This window comes from Microbacterium sp. UCD-TDU (assembly GCF_000340625.1).
Taxonomy (GTDB): domain Bacteria; phylum Actinomycetota; class Actinomycetes; order Actinomycetales; family Microbacteriaceae; genus Microbacterium; species Microbacterium maritypicum.
Genome location: NZ_KB454447.1, coordinates 703,648 through 726,285, shown reverse-complemented (window position 1 = coordinate 726,285; position 22,638 = coordinate 703,648). Strand labels below are relative to the sequence as shown.

The following is a 22,638-nucleotide window of genomic DNA, read 5'->3' as shown; positions in this document are numbered from 1 at the left end:
ACGAAACGCAAAGAACAAGGAGAAACACAAAGTGAGCACCGAGATCTTCTACGACGCCGATGCAGACCTGTCCCTGATCCAGGGCAAGAAGGTCGCGATCGTCGGCTACGGCTCGCAGGGCCACGCCCACGCGCAGAACCTGCGCGACTCGGGTGTCGAGGTCGCGATCGCCCTCAAGGAGGGCTCCAAGTCGGCCGCCAAGGCCGAGGAGGCCGGCTTCCCGGTGAAGACCGTCGCCGAAGCCACCGAGTGGGCCGACGTCATCATGATCCTCGCGCCGGACCAGCACCAGCGCACGATCTACAGCGAGTCGATCGCGCCGAACCTCACGGCCGGCAAGACGCTCGCCTTCGCGCACGGCTTCAACATCCGCTTCGGCTACATCGACGCTCCCGAGGGCGTCGACGTGATCCTGGTCGCCCCGAAGGCGCCCGGCCACACGGTCCGTCGCGAGTTCGTCGCCGGCCGCGGCATCCCCGACATCATCGCCGTCGAGCGCGACGCATCGGGCAAGGCCTGGGACCTGGCGCTCTCCTACGCGAAGGCCATCGGTGGCACCCGCGCCGGTGTCATCAAGACCACCTTCACCGAAGAGACCGAGACCGACCTGTTCGGTGAGCAGGCCGTGCTGTGCGGTGGCGTGAGCCACCTGGTGCAGGCCGGCTTCGAGACGCTGACCGAGGCGGGATACCAGCCGCAGATCGCGTACTTCGAGGTTCTGCACGAGCTCAAGCTGATCGTCGACCTGATGTGGGAGGGCGGCATCGCCAAGCAGCGCTGGTCGATCTCCGACACCGCCGAGTTCGGCGACTACGTGTCGGGTCCGCGCGTCATCGACGAGCGCGTCAAGGAGAGCATGAAGGGTGTGCTGGCCGACATCCAGTCCGGTGCCTTCGCGAAGCGCTTCATCGACGACCAGGACAACGGTGCCGAGGAGTTCCTGGCGCTGCGCGCCAAGGAGGAGCAGCACCCGATCGAGGTCACCGGCAAGGAGCTGCGTTCGCTCTTCGCATGGAAGCAGCAGGACGAGGACTACGTCGACGGCAGCGCTGCTCGCTGATTCGATTCTCGAAAGAACGGGCGTCCCCTCGGGGGCGCCCGTTCTTTGTTTTCCGATGAAGCCCAAGGCGTAAACATCCGATGTCTATGCCAGGATGGGAGACATGCGACAGGAATGGTTTGACCGGGCCCGGTTCGGCATGTTCGTCCACTTCGGCCTCTACAGCGGCGCCGCAAGGCACGAGTGGGTCCAGAACTACGAACGCCTCACCGACGAGGACTACCGGCAGTACTTCGAGCACTTCGACCCGGATCTCTTCGACGCCGCGGCCCTCGCCCGCACGGCGAAGGAGACGGGCATGGGATACGTGGTGCTCACCACGAAGCACCACGACGGCTTCTGCCTCTGGGACTCGAAGCTGACCGACTACACGTCGGTCGCGAACACCGGACGCGACCTCGTGCGCGAGTACGTGGAGGCGCTGCGGGCCGAGGGGCTCAAGGTCGGGCTCTACCACTCGGTCATCGACTGGCATCACCCCGATTTCACCGTGGATTGGAACCACCCGCGGCGCGATGACGAGGGCGCCGCCGAACTCAACATCGGGCGCGACATGGCCGCGTACCGCGCCTACCTCCACGGGCAGGTGCGCGAGCTCCTCACGGACTACGGCGACATCGACTACCTCTTCTTCGACTTCACATACCCCGAGGAGAAGGACGGCTGGGCGGGCAAGGGGCCCGACGACTGGGACGCCACCGCGCTGCTCGCGCTGTGCCGGGAGCTGCAGCCGAACATGTTGGTGAACGATCGTCTGGGCATTCCGGCCGACTTCGTCACCCCCGAGCAGTACCAGCCGACCTCGCCGATCATGCGTGACGGCGTGCCGCTGATCTGGGAGGCCTGCCAGACGCTCAACGGGTCGTGGGGCTATCACCGCGACAACACCGACCAGAAGTCCCCCGCCATGCTCGTGCAGATGCTGGTCGACTCGGTCTCGATGGGGGGCAACATGCTGTTGAACATCGGCCCGGACGGACGTGGGGCGATCGCGCCCCGCGATGCGCACACGCTGGGGGAGATCGGTGAGTGGATGCGCCTGCACCGTGGCGCCGTGATCGGCGCCGGGCATGCGGCATTCACTCCGCCGCGCGAGGGCGTGTACACGCGCAGTGGGAACCGCCTCTACCTGAGCCTGTTCAGCTGGCCGATGGGCTTCGTGCATCTTCCGGAGCTCGCCGGCAAGATCTCCTACGCACGGCTGCTCAACGACGGTTCCTGGCTCGAGACGAGCGTGTCCGATCCCGAGCGCGAGGCGGAGCTGATGACGCCGGCCGGCGAGGCGGAGGGAACTCTGACCGTGCACCTTCCGGTGCGTCGCCCTGACGTGCTGGTGCCCGTGATCGAGCTGACCCTGATCGGGGAGTGACCTGTCCGTGGCGGCGGCTCAGGCCGTCGCCACGGGAAGATCCATGCCCTCCAGCGCGAGGCGAGCGGCGCCATGCAGGATGGCATCTGCGCCCGTGGTCGCCGACTCGATCCGCAGACGCTGGGTCGCCAGCGGGTGGCACGCCTCGTACACCCGGCTGCGGACGGCGGCGATGAACGGCTCTGAGGCGCTCATGCTGCCCGTGAGGAACACCGCGTGCGGATTGAAGAAGTTCACGACGCCGGACAGCGCCTGTCCGAGGTGAGTGCCGGCGGTGCGCACCAGAGTGGTGGCCAGCGGATCGGCGTCGCGGGCGAGGCTCAGGACGTCTGTCGTCGTGTGCACGGAGTCGCTGCCGCGCTCGCGCATCTGCCGCACGAGGCTCGCGCCGCTGGCCACGGTCTCCAGGCAGCCGGTGTTGCCGCACGAGCAGGGGATGTCGCCACTGCCGTCGATGCGTGTGTGGGTGATGTCACCCGCGGCTGAGGTGGCTCCCCGGTGCACCCGTCCGTCGACGATGATGCCGCTGCCGATCGCGGTGCCGGCCTTGACGGTGATGCTGTGTCCCGTGTGTCCGAAGCGCTCACGGTGCTCGCCGAGAGCTGCGAGGTTGGCGTCGTTGTCGACCGCCACGGGGACGCCGTAGCGGGTCGAGAGGTGCTCGCCGACGCGGAACCCGGGCCAGCCGGGCATGCGTGAGGGCTGGTCGACCGATCCGGTCGCGATGTCGACGGGGCCCGGGAGGCTGATGCCGATCGCATGGACCCTGCCCGTGCTCGTGAGGCGGTCGAACACGACGGCGAGACGATCGAGCGTGGCCTCTGGCCCCTCGGTCACGTCGACGGCGATCGACTCGCTGTCCAGCAGTGCGCCGCTGAGGGAGTGCCTGCCGATGCGGGCGTGCCCGCCGCCGAGGTCGGCAGAGAGCACGAAGCCGTCTGCGGCGATCTGCAGCACCCGGGGCCGTCGACCACCGCGAGATGTGCCGTCTCCGGCTTCCCGGAGCACTCCGGCATCGAGCAGGGACTGCACGCGGAGCCCGACCGTCGATGCGGCCACGCCCAGCAGGGCGGCCAGCTCTGTGCGCGAGCGCGCCTCGCCGCGGGCGACGAGGTCGAGGATCCGCCGCGTGTGCGGATCGTCGACGGTGGTGTCTGCGGAGTTGGTCATGGGAGCACTTTCCTGTCGGAGCATCGTCAGCGTAGCGGGGGATCGTCGTGTTTCCCGGGAGTTACGAATTATCAAGGTCCGATAAACATCGGATGTTCAGCTTGCGGCCCCTTGCGAAGTATGAAACGGTAACTTCATACGAAATCCTACTAGGTTAATTCGAACCTCGAAATAACCAGTTCCCTTCCAGGAGGCATTCAATGAAGAAGTTGCGTGTAGGGGCTGTGGTCGCCGTCGCCGGCGTCGCAGTCGCGATGACCGGCTGCGCGAGCGGCAGCGGCACCGGTGGTTCCGCCGACGGCGACACCATCGTGGTCGACATGTGGGCGGGTAGCGAGTCCGACGTGGATGCCCTCGAGGCGCAGGTCGCGTTCGCGCAGGAGCAGAACCCCGATATCAAGATCAAGCTGCAGACATCGCCGTGGAGCGACTTCTTCACGAAGCTGACCACGAACATGGCCAGCGGCAACATGGCCTGCGTCACCGGCATGAGCGGTGCGCAGCTCGGCGGCTACACGGGCGGCTTCCGCGAGCTGAGCGACGCCGACCTCAAGACGGCCGGTATCGACTGGGCGGACTTCAACCCGAGTGCCGACGGCATCCTCAGCTTCGAGGGCAAGGTCTACGGCGTGCCCTTCGACGTGGCCACCATGCTTGTCTACTACAACCAGGACATGCTGACCGCGGCCGGCGCACCCACCCCGGAGATCGGCTGGACGTTCGACGACTTCGACAGCATCGCCGCCGCCGCGACGAAGGACGGCAAGTACGGCTTCGGTATGGGCATGGGGGGCTACCAGTGGATGTCGATGCCCATCGCGTACTCCGCGACGCAGCCGGCGTCCGAGGACGGGTCGCTGCACATCGACGAGAAGGCCTTCGTCGACGCGTCGACCTGGTACGCCGAGCTCGTCACCGAGAAGAAGGTCGCTGCACCCGTGGCATCCGCCTCCGACACCGGATGGGGCGAGAACCAGTACACGGGCGCCAACGCGGCGATGGCTGTGGACGGCACGTGGAACGCCGTGAGCTACCTCGACAACGAGTCCGGCTTCGCGGCCGGCATGGTCCCGCTGCCCGCCGGCGCGAACGGCAACCCCGGCCCGATCCTCGGCTCGGGCTATGGCATCTCGGCCAACTGCAAGAACCCCGAGGCCGCGCTCAAGGTCATGGGCTCGCTGCTCGGTGAGGACGCACAGGACTACATCGCGTCGTCCGGCCGTTCCTACCCCGCGCGCACGTCGTCGCAGCCGCTGTACTTCGAGTCGATCGACGAGCAGTACCGCGACCAGGTCCAGTCCGTCTTCGAGGCGGCCTTCGGCGACACGGTCCCGCTGTACATGACGAAGAACTGGCAGAAGCTCGACAGCTACATCCAGCCGAACCTGGTCAGCGTCTACAACGGCCAGATGACGATGGAAGAGCTGCTCTCGAACGCGCAGGCGCAGTTCGGCGAGTGACCCGGCTCCGGCCACCGCAGCAGCAATGCAGTAACAGAGAAAGAAACTGAGATGACGATCACGACGAGACGTCGACGATCGCTCGCCAAGGTGGAGGCCGGTCAGGCGCTGGGATTCGCAAGCCCAGCCCTGATCGGGCTCGCCCTGTTCACGATCGTGCCCGTCGGGCTCTCGATCGTGATGAGCGTCTTCGACTGGCCGACCTTCGGCGAGCGGACCTTCAACGGGGTGGACAACTACGTCAAGCTGTTCACCAGCAGCCCCGACTTCTGGCCGGCGCTGCGCAACTCGGCGGTGTACACACTGCTCTACGTGCCGCTGAGCGTCGCTCTCTCGCTCGTGCTCGCTCTCGGCCTCGGTTCGCGCATCCGCGGACGAGGCGCCCTGCGCGTGCTCTTCTTCATCCCCGTGGTGACTCCCATGGTCGCCAACGTGCTGGTGTGGAAGATGATGCTGCAGCCGCAGGGACTGTTCAACGGTCTCTCGCAGACCTGGTTCGGCATCGAGCTGCCGAACTTCCTCGCAGACCCGTCGTGGGCCATGATCATGGTCGTCGTGATGAGCGTCTGGCAGGGGCTCGGCTACAACATGCTGATCTTCTCGGCCGCTCTCGAGCAGCTTCCCGAGAGCGTGCTCGAGGCGGCCAGCATCGACGGCGCCAGAGGGTTCCGACGGGTGTGGAGCATCATCATCCCGATGATCTCGCCGTCGATCTTCTTCGCAACGATCATGACGATGATCACGTCCCTGCAGGTGTTCGTGCAGCCGCAGATGCTCACCGGTGGTGGTCCTGGTAACGCCACCAAGCCCCTGGTCATGTACATCTGGGAGCAGGGATTCACCTTCGGCGACCTCGGCCTCGCCGCCGCAGCCGCCTGGATCCTCTTCGCGATCATCATCGCGATCACCGGGCTCCAGTTCGCAGCGCAGAAGAAGTGGGTGCACTATGAGCACTGAGACCCTCGTCCGGCCCACCGGCCGCGCCGGCCGCACCGAACGCGAGCGGGCTCGCGGCGCGGCGACGACCCCCGGCGCCCGCGCCCGGCTCATCCTCGCCCACGTCGGGATCTACGTCGCGGCGCTGATCTTCATCTCCCCACTGATCTACGCGTTCTTCTCGGCGCTCAAGCCGAACGCCGAGATGTTCTCGATGCCGCCGACGCTGGTCGGCTCGGAGCTGCGGTGGAGCAACTTCGTCGACGTGTTCGCCTACGGACCGTTCCTGACCTACATCATGAACTCCTTCATCGTCGCGATCGGCGGAACGCTGGTCGTGCTGGTCGTCTCGACCACGGCCGGATACGCCTTCGGGCGTCTGCGGTGGAAGGGGCGCGACGCCGTCTTCGTCCTGTTCCTGGCCACCCTCATGGTGCCGGCCGAGGTACTCGTCATCCCCATGTTCCAGGTGATGCAGTGGTTCAACTGGGTCGACACGTACCAGGCGCTGATCCTGCCCTTCGCCTTCGGCGCCTTCGGCACCTTCCTGATGCGGCAGTTCTTCCGCGGCATTCCGTACGAGCTCGAAGAGGCCGCCCGCGTCGACGGCGCAGGCCCCGTGCGCTCGTTCCTGCAGATCATCCTGCCGCTGTCGAAATCGGCCGTCGCCGTCCTCGCTGTGTTCACATTCCTCTCGTTCTGGAACAGCTACCTGTGGCCGCTGATCGTGACGGTCGACTACAACGCGCACGGCACGCTCCCGGTGGGACTCGCGAGCTTCGCAGGACTCACCGGCACCCGGTGGGACCTGCAGATGGCTGCGGCCATCATCTCGATGGTCCCGACCACGATCCTCGTGATCGTTCTGCAGAAGCACCTGGTCAAGGGCATCGCGATGGCAGGACTGGGCGGGCGCTGAGCATGATCGGTCAGGAACACGGGACCACCATGCCCATCGCCCCTTCTTCCACCCGCGGTGCGGGCCTGGTCGGGATCGACATCGGCGGCACCAAGATCGCCGCACTCCTGGTGAGCGCCGACGGCACCGTCCTCGCCCGGGGCAGTGTGCCTGCGCCGGCCGCCCTCGGCGGCGGTGCGATGGCCGATGCAGCCGCCGATCTCGTGAGGGAACTCGCGGCGCAGGCCGAGGTGTCGCTGGCCGCGGCCGGCGTCGGCGCGGCCGGCGTCATCGACCACGAGACCGGCACCATCCGCGCCGCATCGGCGACCTTCGTCGGCTGGGCGGGATTCCCACTGGCCGACGAGCTGGAGCAGCGTCTCGGAGTTCCGGTCCGCGTCGAGAACGATGTGAACGCGTTCCTTCTCGGCGAGGCGGCGGCCGACGGCAGGACCGATCGCGACGTGCTCGGCGTCATGCTCGGCACGGGCGTCGGCGGTGCACTCATCATCGATGGAGATCTCCACCACGGTCCGCACGGCGCGGCGGGGGAGATCGGGCACACCCCCGGCTACAGCGAGCTGGTGTGCACCTGCGGCCAGATCGGTCACCTGGAGACCCTGGCCTCCGGCACGTCGATCGCGCTCCGCTATCAGGAGCGCACGTCCGCTCCCGTGCGCGACGCGCGAGAGGTCGCCGACCGTGCCCGTGGCGGCGACGCCGAGGCGATCGCGGTGTTCGATGCCGCCGGGCGCGCCCTCGCCCTCGCGTGCGCCAGCGCGGCGACGATCCTCGACCTGCCCTGCGCGATCGTCGGCGGCGGAGTCACCGCGGCCTGGGATCTGCTCGAGCCGTCCATCCTGCGCACACTCGACACGGATTCTCCGGTGTCGGGCATTCCGCTGCGCATCATCCCCGCCGTCCTCGGCTCCGATGCGGTCGCGCTGGGCGCGATCGAGACCGCTCGCCGCGCGCTCGTGCCGGCGGGAGCACACTGAGTCCGAACCTCTCGGTCAGGCCCCGCCGTCCGACCCGCACCGACAAGGAGCACATCACGTGACCGCACGTCCCGAAGCCCACGAGATCTGGATGGGCCCTCTTCCCGCCATCGCCGACGGCGGGCTGTCGAAGCCCCGCATCGGCATCGCCGGAATCTCAATCGAGTCGAGCACGTTCTCCCCGCACATCTCCGGCGACGAGGCCTTCACGGTCCGTACGGGGGAGACGCTGCGCGGGTACTACCCGTTCCTGGACGACGGACGCGAACTCGCCGTGGCTGCGGAGTGGGTGCCGCTCACGCATGGTCGCTCGCTGCCGGGCGGTGCCGTGGCGCCGGAGACCTACCGGCGGATGAAGGACGCGATCGTCGCCGGTATCCGCGAGCACGGCCCCTTCGACGGGTTCTTCTTCGACATCCACGGAGCGATGAGCGTCGTCGGCATGGACGACGCCGAGGGCGACCTCGCCCTCGCTGTGCGCTCGGCTCTCGGCCCCGACACGCTGGTGTCGACGTCGATGGACCTGCACGGCAACGTCTCGGAGGTGCTGCGCGACGCGGTCGATCTGCTGACCTGCTATCGGATGGCGCCCCACGAGGACTGGATGAACACCAAGGAGCGCGCCGTGTGGAACCTGCTCGCGCGACTGCGGGGTCCGCACGGCGCCGACCCGCTGCGTCGTCGTCCGTTCTCCGCATGGGTGCCCGTTCCGGTGCTGCTACCGGGGGAGAAGACGAGCACCCGGCTGGAGCCGGCGCGCAGCATCTACGCCCAGCTTCCCGAGATCGAGGCGCTCCCCGGCGTCGTCGACGCCTCCGTGTGGATCGGCTATGCCTGGGCGGACGAGCCGCGCTGTCAGGCGTACGTGGTGGTCACCGGCGACGACGAGGAGCTGATCGCCCGTGAGGCCGAGCGTGTGGCGCGGATGTTCTGGGACGCCCGTGAGGACTTCGTCTTCGTGGCCGAGACCGGATCCCTCGATGAGGCGCTCGAGAAGGCGCTCGCACCGGGAGCGCCGCATCCCTACCTGATCTCCGACTCGGGGGACAACCCGACAGCGGGCGGTGCCGGTGACGTGACCTGGACGCTCGCGCACCTGCTGCAGCGTGCGCAGCTCACCGACGGCAGCCACACGACCCTGGTCGCCTCGATCTTCGACCGCGAGGCCGTCGCACGGGCGGTCGCCGCCGGGATCGGCGCCACCGTCACCCTCGACGCCGGTGCAGGGGTCGACGCGGGCCCGCACGGGCCTGTGACGATCACCGGGACCGTGTTCTCCATCACCGACGGCGACCCGGATGCGGGCACGCAGGTCGTGATCGCGGTGGGCGGGTTGCACGCCATCATCACCGAGCGTCGCAAGCCGTTCCATCACCTCTCGGACTTCCGGATGCTGGGGCTGGAGCCCACCACCGCCGACATCGTCGTGGTGAAGATCGGCTATCTGGAACCCGAGCTGTACGAGCTCGCCGAGGGCTGGACCCTCGCACTGACACCCGGCGGCGTCGACCAGGACCTCCTGCGTCTGGGTCACCACCGCCTGCAGCCGGGCGTCTTCCCGTTCGAGACGGACGGGAATCCCGATCTGAAAGCGGTGGTCGTCCGCCGCGGAGTCTCCGAGGAGCAGAACGCATGATGAACTTCGAGAAGCGCACCGGTCCGGACTTCGGAGCCGACGCTCCGGTGTACCCGGCCCAGGATGTGCCCGAGTGGTACCGCGACGCGAAGCTCGGCTTCTTCGTGCACTGGGGGCTCTACTCCGTGCCGGCATGGGCGGTGCAGCACGGCGAAGGCGTGAACATCCCGACCGAGGATGCCTACGCCTGGCACCAGTATGCCGAGTGGTACGGGAACACCGTGCGGATCGCGGGGAGCCCCACCTGGGAGCGTCATCAGCAGTTGTTCGGCCCGGGGACCTCCTACGAGGACCTCGCGGATCAGTGGGACGCCTCGGCCTTCGACGCGGACGCCTTCGTGGGCGAACTGGTCGGAGCGGGGGCGAAGTACATCGTCCCCACCACGAAGCACCACGAGGGTTTCTGCTTGTGGGACACGGCGACGACCGGCTTCAACGCGGCCGCTCGCGGTCCGCGCCGCGATCTGATCGCCGAGTTCCATGACGCCACCCGGCGGGCGGGGGCGAAGTTCGGCGTGTACTACTCGGGTGCGCTCGATTGGCACGTGAGCGACTTCCCGCCGATCGAGTCGGACACCGACCTCTTCCGCTTCCGCCGCAACGACGAGCACTTCGCGCGCTACTCGGCCGCGCAACTCGACGAACTCGTCTCGCGCTTCTCGCCGGACATCCTGTGGAACGACATCGAGTGGCCCGACGGCGGAAAGGGGCGAGACGAATACGCGGTGGCGGCCCTGATGGAGCGCTACTTCGCCGCGGTGCCGGACGGCGTCGTCAACGACCGCTGGGGTGTGCCGTACCACGGCTTCCTCACCCGCGAGTACACGGACATCCCCGAGATCATCTCGCAGCCGTGGGAGTCGACGCGCGGCCTCGGCTTCTCGTTCGGCTTCAACCAGGCCGAGGACGAGCGGCACTCGCTGTCGGGCGCTGCCCTGATCCGCCTGCTCGTCGACGTCGTGGCGAAGAACGGCAACCTGCTGATCAACGTGGGCCCAGCGGCCGACGGCTCGATCCCCGAGCTGCAGCGTCGCGCGATGCGCGAGCTGGGCGCGTGGCTGGAGGCGAACGGCGACGCGATCTACGGCACGCGTCCGTGGATCCGCATGGGGGAGCGCACCGGCTCCCCGCGTCGATACACGACCACGGGAGCGACCGTGCACGTGCACGCCCTCGACCCGAGTACCGGCACGCTCGAGCTGCCCGAGGAGCTCCTGGGTTCCGACCTGCGCTGGACCGACGGCAGCATGGTCGAGAGGCAGGGGCACGACCAGACGGTCGCGGTGATCCCGGCCGGGCTGCGCGAGGAGGCTGTCGCGGTCCTGTCCGCAGGCTGAGACGGATCGGACCGCGACGAGGCGAGGGCCCTCCCGAAGAGGATTCGGGAGGGCCCGCGCTGTGTCCACCGGCGCTCAGGGGCGGGTGAGCTCCTCGAGCACCTCGATCACGTGGCGGTACGGCCGGCCGGTCGCGCGGGTCATGCCGATCTCGCAGGTGCGGTTGGCCGAGACGAACGCATCGAAGCCGCCGCGTGCGCTCTCGGCCTCGGCGATCTCCGCGGACTCCTGGGCTGTCGCACTGGCGGTGAGTTCCGGATGCAGCATGCCGCGATCTCCCGCGAAGGCGCAGCAGCCCCAGCCCTCCGGGATGAACACGTCATCGGCGACGGCCCCGGCGATGGCCGTCAGCGCCCCTGTCGCTCCGAGCGCGGTCGTGGAGCAGGTCGGATGCACCGCGACGGTGGGGAGCTTCGCCGATACGCTCAGCCGGGGGAGCACCTCGCGGGCCACGAACGTCGTGGCATCCTCGATCCGAAGCCCGGCGTAGCGCGGGTTCTTCGCGACGGACTGGGTGAGCATCACGTCCAGACCCTCGGTGCACGACGCGGCGTCGCACACCACGGGGAGCTCGCCGTGGCGGCTGGCCTCCCAAAGGGAGTCGAGCACCCGCTCCGACATGAGCGCGTAGCCGTCGAGGTGGCCCTTCGACTTCCACGGCGTGCCGCAGCACAGGCCGCCGTTCTCCTCCGGGATCACGACGGGGATGCCTGCGCGGTCGAGCAGCGCGCGTAGCGCGTCCCGAGAGCCCTGGCCCTCGCCTTCCGCGCCGAACATGGTGCCGATGCAGGCGCTGAAGAAGACCGCCTGTGCGTCGGCCGGTGACACAGGGCGCGGTGGCTTCGAGCCGCCGTGGGGGAGCCCGCCGTCGTAGAGGGGCACGGTGTCGGCGCCGAGCACCGCCCGGCCGAGGTGCGTCACTGCGCGCACGAGCGGAGCGGGCAGCGCATCGGCGACGGTGAGTGCGACACCTCCGGCGCGGGTGACCGTGCTCCAATGCTTCGCCGCGGTGCCCCACACGGCTCCCTCGAGCGCATTCGACTGTTCTGCCCTGAGCCGGCGCACGAGGTCACCGGTGTTGATGTCGACAGGGCACGCCACACCGCACATGCCGTCGACCGCGCAGGTCTGCACGCCGTCGTAGTCGTAGTCCTTCTGCAGATCGCGCAGCAGTTCGGTGTCGCCCTGCTCCTCGGCCCACGCCATGTCGCGGCGGATCACGATGCGCTGCCGCGGCGTGAGGGTGATGCTCTTGCTCGGACAGGTCGGCTCGCAGTAGCCGCATTCGACGCAGCGGTCGACTTCCTTCTCGACCGTCGGCACCCGCTTCAGGTCGTGCAGGTACGAATCGGGGTCATCGGAGAGGACCACTCCGGGGTTCAGGATGCGGTCGGGGTCGAGCAGATGCTTGATCTCCCACATCATGTCGGTGAGTTCGTCACCGTACTGGCGTCGCACGAACGGCGCCATGATGCGTCCGGTGCCGTGCTCGGCCTTCAGGGATCCCTGCTGGGAGAGCACGAGGTCGACCAGGTCGTCGGTGAAGCGCCGGTAGCGCGCGACGCTGTCGGGATCGTCGAAACGCTCGTTGAGCAGGAAGTGAATGTTGCCGTCCTTGGCGTGCCCGAAGATCACCGAGCCCTCGTAGCCGTGCGCGGCGAACAGCTCGATCAGCCGCTCGCAGGTGTGCAGAAGTCGTGGCACCGGCACCACGATGTCCTCCAGAAGCGCGGTCGTGCCGGAGGGACGCGCACCCGCCACAGCGGTGTAGAGGCCTTTTCGCACGTGCCACAGCGCGGCGCGCTCGCTCGCATCCGTGGTGAGGCGGGGTGCCACCGCCAGCGGCAGCGCCTCGAAGTGCGCCTGCGCCGCAGCGCTCGCCTCGACGAGGGCCTCCGCGTCGGCGGCGTGAACCTCCACCAGGAGAGCGGCGTGCCCGCGGACCTCGATCTCGGCGATGGCCGCCGGGACGTCGCTCAGCCCCTGCGCGACGCGCAGCGACGCGGCATCCATCAGCTCGATGGTGGCGAGACCGAGCCGGGTCAGGTCGGGAAGAGCGGTCATGGCCGCGGAGAGCGTCTCGAACACCAGCAGACCGGTGGCGATCGAGGGGCGCACCTCGATCGTGCGGAAACGGGCCTCGGCCACGAACGCGAGGGTGCCCTCGGATCCGATGATGAGGTGCTCGAGGATGCGCACCGGATCGTCGAAGTCGAGCAGTGCGTTCAGGCCGTAGCCCATGGTGTTCTTCATCGAGAACTGCTGGCGGAGGAACGCGACGTGCTCGGGCGAGGCGAGCAGACGTGCCCGCAGATCGAGAAGGCCGTCGGCGATCGCGGGCTCTGCCGCGCGCAGCACCTCGTTCGCATCCGGGCGACCCGTGTCGAGGATCGTCCCGCTCGGCAGCACGATCGTCATCGACTCGATGGTCTGGTACGAGTTCTCGGTGATGCCGCACGCCATGCCGCTGGAGTTGTTCGCGACGACTCCGCCGATCGTGCAGGCGATCTCGCTCGCCGGGTCGGGGCCGAGCTTGCGGCGATACCGCGTGAGCCTGGTGTTGACCTGGCGCACGGTCGCGCCGGGGCCGACGCGCACCATGGCACCGTCGTCTTCCACGCGGATGTCGCGGAAGTTGCTGCGTGTGTCGACGAGGATGTCGCCGCTCACGCTCTGCCCGGACAGGCTGGTACCCCCGGAGCGGAACGTCATGGTGCGTCCGGCGGCGCGGACGGCGCCGAAGGCGCGGGCGACGCCCTCGGCATCCGCGGGAGAGAGCACGGCATCGGGGATCAGCAGGTAGTGCGAGGCATCGTGAGCGCGGGCGAAGCGATCGATGGAGCGCGAGTGGACCTGCGTCGTGGAACCCAGCAGCGCGGGATCCAGCGGCTCGGCGAGGGGTGTCGTCACGGTGCTCCTCTGCTCCGTCGGAAGATTGTCAGACAAGTGTACCGACATGGTGCGGCTTCGATAGGCTGACCGGATGACCAGCACACCGGAGACACCGCTGGGAGTCGTCGGCGTCGTGGATGCGGTGACGGCCCAGCTGCGCGGTCGTATCCTCAGTGGGGAGATCCGTTCAGGAGATCCGCTCACGGAAGCCGCGGTGTCACAGTCGTTCGGCGTCGCCCGCCCGAGCGCGAAGGCGGCGATCGAGCAGCTCGTGGCAAGCGGGCTCCTGGTGCGTACTGCGCATCGGAGCGCGCGTGTTGTCGGGATCGATCCCGAGACCGTCCGCGACGTCTACCGCACCAGAACTCGCCTCGAGAGCGCCGCGCTTCGCGACCTCGCCGCGACCAGGACCGTTCCGCGTGCCGCGCTCGAGGCGAATGCGGAGATCCTCGCGATGCCCTCCGGTCCCGACCCGGCGACCGTGGATCCGGACCTGCGGTTCCACACCGCTCTCATCGATGCGCTCGACAGCGAGCGCACCGGGCGCATGTACCGCAGCGTCCTCGACGAGGTGCGGCTGTGCATGGCGCAGGTGCAGGGGCGTCGCCTTCTCGATGCCGCGGCCATCGCCGCACAGCATGCCGACATCCTCGCCGCCGTCGCGTCAGGAGACGGGGAGCGCGCTGCCGCCCTCCTCGATGCGCATCTGTCGTCGGCGGAGGAGCGGCTCGTGGAGGCGCTCGACGCGGACTAGCGTCGAGCCCTCGTCACTCGGCCGGTGCCTCCTCGACCACGATGGGCGCCTCGTCGGGGTCAGCCCACACCGGGGCGGGGAGCACCGTGTCGACCTGGCCGGCCTGGATCGCGCGCAGGGCCTCTGCGATCGCCTCGTCGTTCTCCGGCACCGGAAGATCGCACGCGCGCAGCTCGGAAGCGAACTGCAGGGTCAGGCGGATCTTCCCGGCCTCGACGGCCTGCGCGGTCGTTCCGGTGCGGATCTCGCTCCCGGTCTGGATGGCCGAGACCTCATCGCAGACGTGATAGACCTTGCCGCCGTCGACCCAGACGACCTCGTCCTTGCCCAGGAGCTGGATCACGGCGGACTGGTCGGCGGTGTACTGCTCGACGGAGGGCGGCGTGAAGTCGACGCCGATGAAGACGGCCAGCGCCGCGAGGACCACGCCGACGATTCCGGCGGTGGTCTTCTGGCCCTTGTCCATGTCCTTGTTGAGGAAGATCAGGATGACCAGAGGGAGGAACGCGACGACCGCGATGATCGCGCCGAGCTGGTTCTGCACGAAGAATCGCGTCTTGTCCGCCTTGCGCGCGGGGTCGAGGCGGTTCGCCTTCTTCCACAGCACCGAGCCGGTGATCGACAGGGCTGCGATCACGACGAGCAGCACGAGGAGGGCGATGAACGCCCACTGCGGGAACGTCGCGGTGACGCCCCGCTCCTCCAGCAGGCCGGTGTCGGGGTTGCGGAGGAGTTCGCCGTCTTCGCCGACGAACACGCGCTGACGCAGGAGCCAGAAGATGCCGACGCCCTCGCCGACGATCGCGATCGCCCAGAGGATGCCGGCGATCCAACGGAAACGCGTGGCCCTGGCCTTGGCTTCGGGAGTGGGGACCCAGCCGGCGGGCGGCTCTGCGGCTGCGCTCTTCGCGGACCGTGCGACGCCGGTGTCGGTGTTGTCGCTCTGGGCGTTCTCGCTCGCAGCCACGGTGTTCCCTTTCCCCTCCGGTGCCCGCCGTTCCGGCTCAAGGCAACCCCGATCCTAGTGGACCTGGTGTCCTACGCTGGGGACATGACTTCCGATTCCGACGACGCCCTCAACTGGGACGGCGACGAGGCCCCGACGCCGAAGGAGCGCGCTCTCCCGCACGGCTGGAACGCCGTCGGCAAGGGCAGCGACGACGTGGGAACGATCGAGGACGACGGCACCGTGACGCCTGCGCCTGTCGACGAGCCGGTCGGCTTGAGCACGCCGATGCTGCTCCTGGTCGGAGTGGTCGGCGGGGTGTACCTCCTCTACACGATCGGCTGGATCGTCGGCGGGCTGCGACTTCAGCCCCTGGCGTCGTTCCTCGTCTCCGACGTGATGTTCCTGCCGTGGTTCGTCCTCGCGATCGCCGCGCCCGCTCTGTGGTTCCTGGCGAGCTGGGTGCTCACGCGGGGGAGGGCGGCGTGGATCCGCGTCGCCGTGCTGCTCGCGGGAGTCGTGTTGCTCGTTCCCTGGCCCTTCGTCACCGTGGGGGTGATCGGATCATGACCACGTCGTCGACCGAAGCGCAGGTGTCTACGGGTTCTCCGCGCTGGCTCGTCGGGCTCGTCATCGGCCTGGCGGGACTCTTCTACGCCTACGCCGTCTGGAATGCCGTGGCGCATCTGATCACGATGGCGCAGACCGGACTGACCGGCGGCGGGTGGGCGACCCTGTTGTTCGGTGTCGCCTTCCCTGCCATCGTGTTCGCCTTCGCGTATGTGATCGGTCGGCGGCGGCGAGTGGGCGAGCTCGCGCTCGTCTTCCTCGCAGGACTCGGTGTGGTCGCGGTGTTCTGGATGAGTCTCATCGCGCTGAGCCTCACCATGCCCAGCGCCTGAGCCGCCTGTCCTGCCGCGTCACACGGCACGGAGGCCCGCGCCCGCTCCGGTAGAGTTGACGCGATCGCGCCCCCATGGTGTGCGGCGCATCGGCCCCTGCCGCGCTGCCCCGAAGGATCCACTGTGCCGAAGCCTGTCGTGCTTATCGCCGAAGTACTCTCTCCCGCCACGATCGACGCTCTCGGTCCCGATTTCGACGTCCGCGACGTCGACGGCACCGACCGGGAAGCTCTGTTCGCGGCGCTCGCGGACGCCGATGCCGTGCTGGTCCGCTCGGCGACCCGCATCGACGAGGAGGCGCTGACTCACGCGCCGAAGCTGAAGGTCGTCGCCCGCGCCGGCGTGGGCCTCGACAACGTCGACATCAAGGCCGCCACCGCCGCCGGTGTCATGGTGGTGAACGCGCCGACCTCGAACATCGTCTCGGCCGCCGAGCTCACGGTCGGCCACATCCTCAGCCTCGCTCGCCGTATTCCGGCCGCGCACGCCTCGCTGTCCGCCGGCGCGTGGAAGCGCAGCTCGTTCACCGGCGCCGAACTGTTCGAGAAGACCGTCGGCATCGTCGGCCTCGGCCGCATCGGTGCCCTCGTCGCCGCCCGACTCGCGGCGTTCGACATGCGCGTCGTCGCCTACGACCCCTACGTCACCTCGGCACGTGCCCAGCAGCTGGGCGTGCAGCTGCTCTCGCTCGACGAGCTCGTGGCCGAGTCGGACTTCCTGACCATCCACATGCCCAAGACGCCCGAGACGACGGGCATGATCGGTGCCGAGCAGTTCAAGGCCATGAAGCCGACCGCCTTCGTGGTCAACGTGGCGCGCGGTGGGCTCATCGACGAGGAGGCGCTGCACGCGGCTCTCGTCGCGGGCGAGATCGCGGGCGCCGGCCTCGACGTCTTCACCTCCGAGCCTCCGGCCGAGGGGGGCACCGCCCGCCCGCTCCTGGATCTTCCCAACGTCGTCGTCACCCCGCACCTCGGAGCCAGCACGGAAGAGGCGCAGGAGAAGGCGGGCGTCTCGGTCGCGAAGTCCGTGCGCCTCGCGCTCGGCGGCGATCTGGTGCCGGACGCGGTGAACGTCGCCGGCGGTGTGATCGATCCCTACGTGCGCCCCGGCATCTCGCTCGTGGAGAAGCTCGGACAGATCTTCGCAGCGCTCGCGACCTCGCCGCTCACCAGCCTCGACGTCGAGGTGCACGGTGAGCTGAACGACTACGACGTGAGCGTGCTGAAGCTCGCGGCGCTCAAGGGCGTCTTCACGAACATCGTCAGCGAGACCGTCTCGTACGTGAACGCTCCGCTGCTCGCCGAGCAGCGCGGCATCGCGGTGCGCCTGCTCAAGGACGATGTGAGCGACGAGTACCGCAACGTGATCACTCTGAGCGGTGCGCTCTCCGACGGCTCGCAGCTCGCGGTCTCCGGAACGCTGACCGGTCCGAAGCAGACCGAGAAGCTGGTCGGCATCAACGACCACACCCTCGAGCTGCCGATCGAGAAGAACCATGTCGTGATGCTCTACACCGACCGCCCGGGCATCGTGGCCGTCTACGGGCAGAAGTTCGGCGAAGCCGGCATCAACATCGCGGGCATGCAGATCGCCCGTCAGGCGGCCGGCGCGCAGGCGCTCAGCGTGCTGACGCTCGACTCGCCGGTGTCGGAGGAGCTGCTCGAAGACGTGAGCGCCGCGATCGACGCCGACCTCTTCCGCCAGATCGAGATCACCGAGGTCTGATCGGCGACAGACGAAGGAGGGCGGGAGCGCGATGCCCCCGCCCTCCTTCGCGTTTCGACGGGTTCAGGCCGTCGCCTTCAGCACCAGTGCGATCAGCTCGGCGAGTTCATCGCTGCGAGGGACCAGTCGCTCCGGTCCGTGCACATCGAGCGAGTTGTTGAAGTAGAGCCCGTCGCTGACGAGCATCACGAGATCGAGGCTCGCACTGTCGCGCACGTGCGGGCGAATCGTCTCCGCCCAGCGACGCCTCGTGTCGCGGAGCATGTCCGCCGCGGGGATCGAGCCGCCCTGGGCGAGGCGGGTCGCGGCGATCAGCACCCGATCGAGCGCGTCGTCCTCCATCACCGAGGTGCGCACGTAGTAAGCGACGGGGCCCTCGTCGGCTGCGGTCATGCGCTCGAGGTCGAGGGTCGTGAGGCGGTCCAGCCGCTCGACGAGCCCGGCCTCGAGCTCATCCTTCGAGCCGAAGTGGTAGAGCAATCCGCCCTTCGAGACGCCGGCCGCCTTTGCGGTGGCCTCGAGAGTGGCGGCACGCTCTCCCTCTTCGATGAGAATCGCTTCGAAGGCGTCGAGCACCTTCTCGCGGGCGAGGGGAGGTCGGGGCATCGTGGATCCTCTGCACAGGGGAAGGAAGGGAATTCTGTTACTATACCATCCGGACGGTTCACTAACCGTGCGATCACGATTCTGAGAGGTGTTCCATGACCCGTACTGCGTCGATCCCGACGACAGAGACGGATGCTCCCCGCGTCGGAGCCCGCGGCTGGGCGGCGCTCGTCGTCCTCATGCTGCCGGTGCTGCTGGTCTCGGTGGACAACACGGTGCTGAGCTTCGCGCTCCCCGAGATCTCCATCGCGCTCGCCCCCACGGGCGCGGAGCAGCTGTGGATCATCGACGTGTACCCCCTGGTGCTCGCCGGACTCCTCGTCACGATGGGCACGCTGGGCGACCGCTTCGGTCGACGCCGGATGCTGCTGATCGGAGCGACCGGCTTCGCCGCGGTCTCCGCCCTCGCGGCGTTCGCACCGACCGCCGGGCTGCTCATCGCCGCCCGCGCGCTCCTGGGCTTCTTCGGCGCCATGCTGATGCCGTCGACCCTCTCCCTCCTGCGATCGATCTTCCAGAACCGCGACCAGCGCCGCATGGCCATCGCGGTGTGGGCCTCGGCGTTCTCCGCCGGGTCGGCGCTGGGCCCGATCGTGGGCGGCGTCCTCCTCGAGCACTTCGCCTGGGGATCGGTCTTCCTGATCGCCGTTCCCGTGCTCATCCCGTTGCTCATCGCCGCGCCGCTGCTGGTCCCCGAGAGCCGTGACCCGAACCCGGGGCGGATCGACCTGGTCAGCATCGCGCTGTCGATGGCGACCATGATCCCGGTGGTCTACGCGATCAAGTCCCTGGCGGTGGACGGCCCCAGCCTCACCGCCGGTGCGTGGGCACTGCTCGGCTTCGGGATGGGCTACCTGTTCGTCCGTCGCCAGCTGCGGGTGAAGAGCCCGATGCTCGACATGGCGCTGTTCCGTCGCGGTTCGTTCTCCGGAGCGATCCTGGTGAACCTGCTCAGTGTCGTCGCACTCGTCGGCTTCCTCTACTTCGTGTCGCAGCACCTGCAGCTCGTCCTCGGGCTGTCACCGATGATGGCCGGTTTCGCGCTGGTCCCCGGCATGCTCGCGATGATCGTCGCCGGGCTCTCGGTCGTGCCGGTGTCGCGTCGGGTGCCTCCGCACATCGTCATCCCCGCCGGGCTGGCGTTCTCGGTGGCCGGATACCTCATCGTGGCGTTCACGACGCACGAGCACGGTGTCCTGCCGCTCGTGGTGGCGTTCGTGGTTCTCGGCATCGGCATCGGCGCGGCGGAGACGATCTCCAACGAGCTGATCCTGTCGAGTGCTCCCGCAGCCAAGGCGGGGGCGGCGAGTGCCGTATCCGAGACCGCGTACGAACTGGGCGCCGTGCTGGGCACGGCCGTCCTCGGCGGCATCATCACCGCCTTCTACCGCGGGGCGCTCGTGCTTCCGGAGGGGCTGCCGGCCGACGTCGCGCATGCGGCGAGCGAGACGCTCGCCGGTGCCTACACCGCCGCTCAGGAGCTGCCCGGTCAGCTCGGCACCGCGTTGTGGGATGCCGCGGCCGCAGCGTTCGGCTCCGGCGTGATGGTGACGTCGCTCATCGGTGCGGGGCTCGTGGTCGTCGCCGGCGTGATCGCCGCCGTCACACTGCGCAAAGCCCCCTCGCACTGACCAGTACGCTGGGAGGACCGGCTCGTTCGCCCCGCGGCGGGCGTGGCCGGTCCATCCCCGTGCAGTGCGCAAGGAGTCTCATGTCGCGTGTCGTGAAGCTGGCCGTCATCCCCGGAGACGGCATCGGCCCCGAGGTCATCGCCGAGGCGGAGAAGGTGCTCGACGCCGTCACCGCCGACAGCGGAGTGGTCTTCGACAAGACCCGCTTCTCGCTCGGTGCCGGCCGTTTCCTCGACACGGGGGAGACCCTCACGGATGACGACCTCGCCGCTATCGCCGCGAACGACGCGATCCTGCTGGGTGCGGTCGGTGGAAAGCCGGGCGACCCGCGTCTCAAGGACGCCAACATCGAGCGCGGTCTGCTCCTCAAGCTGCGCTTCACGCTCGACCACTACGTGAATCTGCGGCCGTCCAAGCTCTTCGTCGGCGCCCCGGGCCCGCTGTCCGACCCGGGTGAGATCGACTTCGTCGTGGTGCGTGAAGGCACGGAGGGGCCTTACGTCGGCAACGGCGGGGCGATCCGCAAGGGGACCCCGCAGGAGGTCGCGAACGAGACCTCGGTGAACACCGCCTTCGGCGTGGAGCGCGTGGTGCGCTACGCCTTCGACCTCGCCGAGCGCCGCCGCAAGAAGGTGACGCTCGTGCACAAGACCAATGTGCTCGTGCATGCGGGGGCCATCTGGCAGCGCATCGTGAACGAAGTCGCAGCCGAGCACCCCGACGTCGTCGTCGACTACCTGCACGTCGATGCCGCAACGATCTTCCTGGTCACCGATCCCTCGCGCTTCGACGTGATCGTGACCGACAACCTGTTCGGCGACATCCTCACCGACCTCGCCGGTGCCGTCACGGGCGGCATCGGTCTCGCCGCGTCGGGGAACATCAACCCCGATGGCGCCTTCCCGTCGATGTTCGAGCCCGTGCACGGCTCGGCGCCCGACATCGCGGGGCAGCAGAAGGCCGATCCGACCGCTGCGATCCTCTCGATCGCGCTGCTGCTGGACCACCTCGGCCTCACCGAGGAATCCGCACGTGTGAGCGCTGCGGTCGAAGCCGACATCGCCGCCCGCACCGCGGCTCGCACGACGGCGGAGATCGGCTCCGCGATCACTGCACGCCTCTGACTGCAGGCGTAGGCTGAACAGGCGCGAGGATGCGCCCACCCACGAGGAATGGATGATGAGATGACGACCATCGATGCCGAGGCGACCGTGGCTCCCCTGGAGTTCGCCGTCACGAAGAACCTGACCGCAGCGTCGCCCGCACGCCTGGCCGAGGTGCTGGAGAACCCGGGCTTCGGCGTGGTCTTCACCGATCACATGGTCGACATCTGCTGGTCGGCCAAGGGCGGCTGGCACCGTCCGCGCGTGCAGCCGTACGGCCCGATCCCGCTCGACCCCGCAGCGTCCGTGCTGCACTACGCGCAGGAGATCTTCGAGGGCATCAAGGCCTACCGTCACGCCGACGGCTCGATCCACACGTTCCGCCCCGACCGCAACGCCGCGCGCCTGCAGGCCAGCGCCCGCCGCCTCGCGCTGCCCGAGCTCCCGACCGAGTACTTCATCCAGTCGCTGCGCGAGCTCATCGCCGTCGACGGACGCTGGGTGCCTACCGGCGCCGACCAGAGCCTCTACCTGCGTCCGTTCATGTTCGCCAAGGAGGCGTTCCTGGGCGTCCGCGCCGCGCAGAAGGTCGCGTACTACGTGATCGCCAGCCCCGCAGGCGCCTACTTCTCCGGTGGCGTGAAGCCGGTGCGCATCTGGCTCTCCGAGGAGTACGCCCGCGCGGGCAAGGGCGGCACCGGCAAGGCCAAGACCGGCGGCAACTACGCATCGAGCCTGCTCGCGCAGAGCGAGGCCAGCGCCAAGGGCTGCGACCAGGTCGTGTTCCTCAACGAGAAGCGCAATGTCGAGGAGCTCGGCGGCATGAACGTCGTCTTCGTCTTCAAGGACGGGCGGGTCGTCACCCCCGAGTCCGACAGCATCCTCGAGGGCATCACCCGCGACTCGCTGCTGCAGCTGGCGGAAGACCGCGGCTACACGGTGGAGAAGCGGCCGATCTCGATCGACGAGTGGCGCGAGGGCGTCGCGTCGGGCGACATCGTGGAGGTGTTCGCCTGCGGCACGGCCGCCGTCGTCACCCCGATCGGCGCTCTCGTGGGCGACGGGTTCGACGAGCCGCAGCCGCTGGGCGAGCTCGCGCTCTCGCTGCGCGAGGAGCTCACCGACATCCAGTACGGCCGCCGTGAGGACAAGCACGGCTGGCTGCTGCGCCTCGACGCCTGAGTTTCCCGTTGCCGAGACCCACGCTCCCCG

Annotated in this window: 19 protein-coding genes; 15 read left to right on the top strand and 4 right to left on the bottom strand. The window is 68.6% G+C overall.

Annotated elements, in window-relative coordinates; genetic code table 11:
* Nucleotides 1-31: 31 nt before the first annotated feature.
* Together ilvC and D514_RS33775 are read left to right on the top strand one after the other, a co-directional pair.
* Nucleotides 32-1,060 (top strand): ketol-acid reductoisomerase, encoded by a 1,029-nt coding sequence (ilvC, locus tag D514_RS33780; RefSeq protein ID WP_017830815.1) that lies wholly within the window; start codon nucleotides 32-34, stop codon nucleotides 1,058-1,060.
* A gap of 103 nt (nucleotides 1,061-1,163) precedes the next feature.
* Nucleotides 1,164-2,429, top strand: a complete 1,266-nt coding sequence (locus D514_RS33775; protein WP_031206207.1) for an alpha-L-fucosidase — start codon at nucleotides 1,164-1,166, stop codon at nucleotides 2,427-2,429.
* An 18-nt stretch (nucleotides 2,430-2,447) separates the two neighbouring features.
* Here the strand turns inward: D514_RS33775 and D514_RS33770 are convergent, their stop codons facing one another.
* Nucleotides 2,448-3,599 carry an ROK family transcriptional regulator gene (locus D514_RS33770; RefSeq protein ID WP_017830813.1) on the bottom strand — a complete coding sequence of 384 codons (1,152 nt, stop codon included), beginning with the start codon at nucleotides 3,597-3,599 and terminating at the stop codon, nucleotides 2,448-2,450.
* Between the two features lie 200 nt (nucleotides 3,600-3,799).
* On the opposite strand from D514_RS33770, the gene D514_RS33765 reads away from it, so the two are divergent.
* The 6 genes from D514_RS33765 to D514_RS33740 all read left to right on the top strand — a co-directional run bounded on the left by D514_RS33765 (nucleotide 3,800) and on the right by D514_RS33740 (nucleotide 10,864).
* A complete protein-coding gene (locus tag D514_RS33765) occupies nucleotides 3,800-5,059 on the top strand; it encodes an ABC transporter substrate-binding protein (protein ID WP_236610974.1) in 1,260 nt (419 codons plus the stop codon).
* Between the two features lie 51 nt (nucleotides 5,060-5,110).
* Nucleotides 5,111-6,016, top strand: a complete 906-nt coding sequence (locus tag D514_RS33760; RefSeq protein WP_017830811.1) for a carbohydrate ABC transporter permease — start codon at nucleotides 5,111-5,113, stop codon at nucleotides 6,014-6,016.
* Nucleotides 6,006-6,914, top strand: coding sequence for a carbohydrate ABC transporter permease (locus tag D514_RS33755; RefSeq protein WP_017830810.1), 909 nt, complete (start codon nucleotides 6,006-6,008; stop codon nucleotides 6,912-6,914). Before D514_RS33760 ends, D514_RS33755 begins: the two co-directional genes overlap by 11 nt.
* Nucleotides 6,915-6,943: 29 nt before the next feature.
* Nucleotides 6,944-7,891: an ROK family protein gene (locus D514_RS33750; protein WP_051056623.1), complete on the top strand. Its 948-nt coding sequence runs from the start codon at nucleotides 6,944-6,946 to the stop codon at nucleotides 7,889-7,891.
* Between the two features lie 91 nt (nucleotides 7,892-7,982).
* The gene (locus D514_RS33745; RefSeq protein ID WP_246877528.1) at nucleotides 7,983-9,527 is read left to right on the top strand and encodes a M81 family metallopeptidase; all 1,545 of its coding nucleotides are present in this window, start codon (nucleotides 7,983-7,985) and stop codon (nucleotides 9,525-9,527) included.
* Nucleotides 9,524-10,864: an alpha-L-fucosidase gene (locus tag D514_RS33740; RefSeq protein WP_017830807.1), complete on the top strand. Its 1,341-nt coding sequence runs from the start codon at nucleotides 9,524-9,526 to the stop codon at nucleotides 10,862-10,864. Before D514_RS33745 ends, D514_RS33740 begins: the two co-directional genes overlap by 4 nt.
* Before the next feature lie 75 nt (nucleotides 10,865-10,939).
* Here the strand turns inward: D514_RS33740 and D514_RS33735 are convergent, their stop codons facing one another.
* Nucleotides 10,940-13,774 (bottom strand): FAD-binding and (Fe-S)-binding domain-containing protein, encoded by a 2,835-nt coding sequence (locus tag D514_RS33735; RefSeq protein ID WP_017830806.1) that lies wholly within the window; start codon nucleotides 13,772-13,774, stop codon nucleotides 10,940-10,942.
* Nucleotides 13,775-13,847: 73 nt separating this feature from the next.
* Between D514_RS33735 and D514_RS33730 the strand changes: the two genes are divergently transcribed.
* On the top strand, nucleotides 13,848-14,510 hold the full coding sequence (locus D514_RS33730; RefSeq protein WP_017830805.1) for a GntR family transcriptional regulator: 663 nt from the start codon (nucleotides 13,848-13,850) through the stop codon (nucleotides 14,508-14,510).
* 13 nt (nucleotides 14,511-14,523) lie between these two features.
* Here the strand turns inward: D514_RS33730 and D514_RS33725 are convergent, their stop codons facing one another.
* A complete protein-coding gene (locus D514_RS33725; protein WP_017830804.1) occupies nucleotides 14,524-15,477 on the bottom strand; it encodes a hypothetical protein in 954 nt (317 codons plus the stop codon).
* 84 nt (nucleotides 15,478-15,561) lie between these two features.
* Between D514_RS33725 and D514_RS33720 the strand changes: the two genes are divergently transcribed.
* The 3 genes from D514_RS33720 to serA all read left to right on the top strand — a co-directional run bounded on the left by D514_RS33720 (nucleotide 15,562) and on the right by serA (nucleotide 18,086).
* A complete protein-coding gene (locus D514_RS33720) occupies nucleotides 15,562-16,026 on the top strand; it encodes a hypothetical protein (protein WP_031206203.1) in 465 nt (154 codons plus the stop codon).
* Nucleotides 16,023-16,358, top strand: coding sequence for a hypothetical protein (locus D514_RS33715; protein ID WP_017830802.1), 336 nt, complete (start codon nucleotides 16,023-16,025; stop codon nucleotides 16,356-16,358). Before D514_RS33720 ends, D514_RS33715 begins: the two co-directional genes overlap by 4 nt.
* Before the next feature lie 123 nt (nucleotides 16,359-16,481).
* Complete coding sequence (gene serA / locus D514_RS33710) at nucleotides 16,482-18,086, top strand: phosphoglycerate dehydrogenase (RefSeq protein WP_017830801.1); 1,605 nt, start codon at nucleotides 16,482-16,484, stop codon at nucleotides 18,084-18,086.
* Nucleotides 18,087-18,149: 63 nt separating this feature from the next.
* Here the strand turns inward: serA and D514_RS33705 are convergent, their stop codons facing one another.
* Nucleotides 18,150-18,692: a TetR/AcrR family transcriptional regulator gene (locus tag D514_RS33705; protein ID WP_017830800.1), complete on the bottom strand. Its 543-nt coding sequence runs from the start codon at nucleotides 18,690-18,692 to the stop codon at nucleotides 18,150-18,152.
* A 95-nt stretch (nucleotides 18,693-18,787) separates the two neighbouring features.
* Between D514_RS33705 and D514_RS33700 the strand changes: the two genes are divergently transcribed.
* From D514_RS33700 to D514_RS33690, 3 genes are all read left to right on the top strand, one after another.
* Nucleotides 18,788-20,323, top strand: a complete 1,536-nt coding sequence (locus D514_RS33700) for an MFS transporter (protein WP_017830799.1) — start codon at nucleotides 18,788-18,790, stop codon at nucleotides 20,321-20,323.
* An 80-nt stretch (nucleotides 20,324-20,403) separates the two neighbouring features.
* Complete coding sequence (locus D514_RS33695; protein WP_017830798.1) at nucleotides 20,404-21,447, top strand: 3-isopropylmalate dehydrogenase; 1,044 nt, start codon at nucleotides 20,404-20,406, stop codon at nucleotides 21,445-21,447.
* A 60-nt stretch (nucleotides 21,448-21,507) separates the two neighbouring features.
* Nucleotides 21,508-22,608, top strand: coding sequence for a branched-chain amino acid aminotransferase (locus tag D514_RS33690; RefSeq protein WP_031206201.1), 1,101 nt, complete (start codon nucleotides 21,508-21,510; stop codon nucleotides 22,606-22,608).
* Nucleotides 22,609-22,638 lie beyond the last annotated feature (30 nt).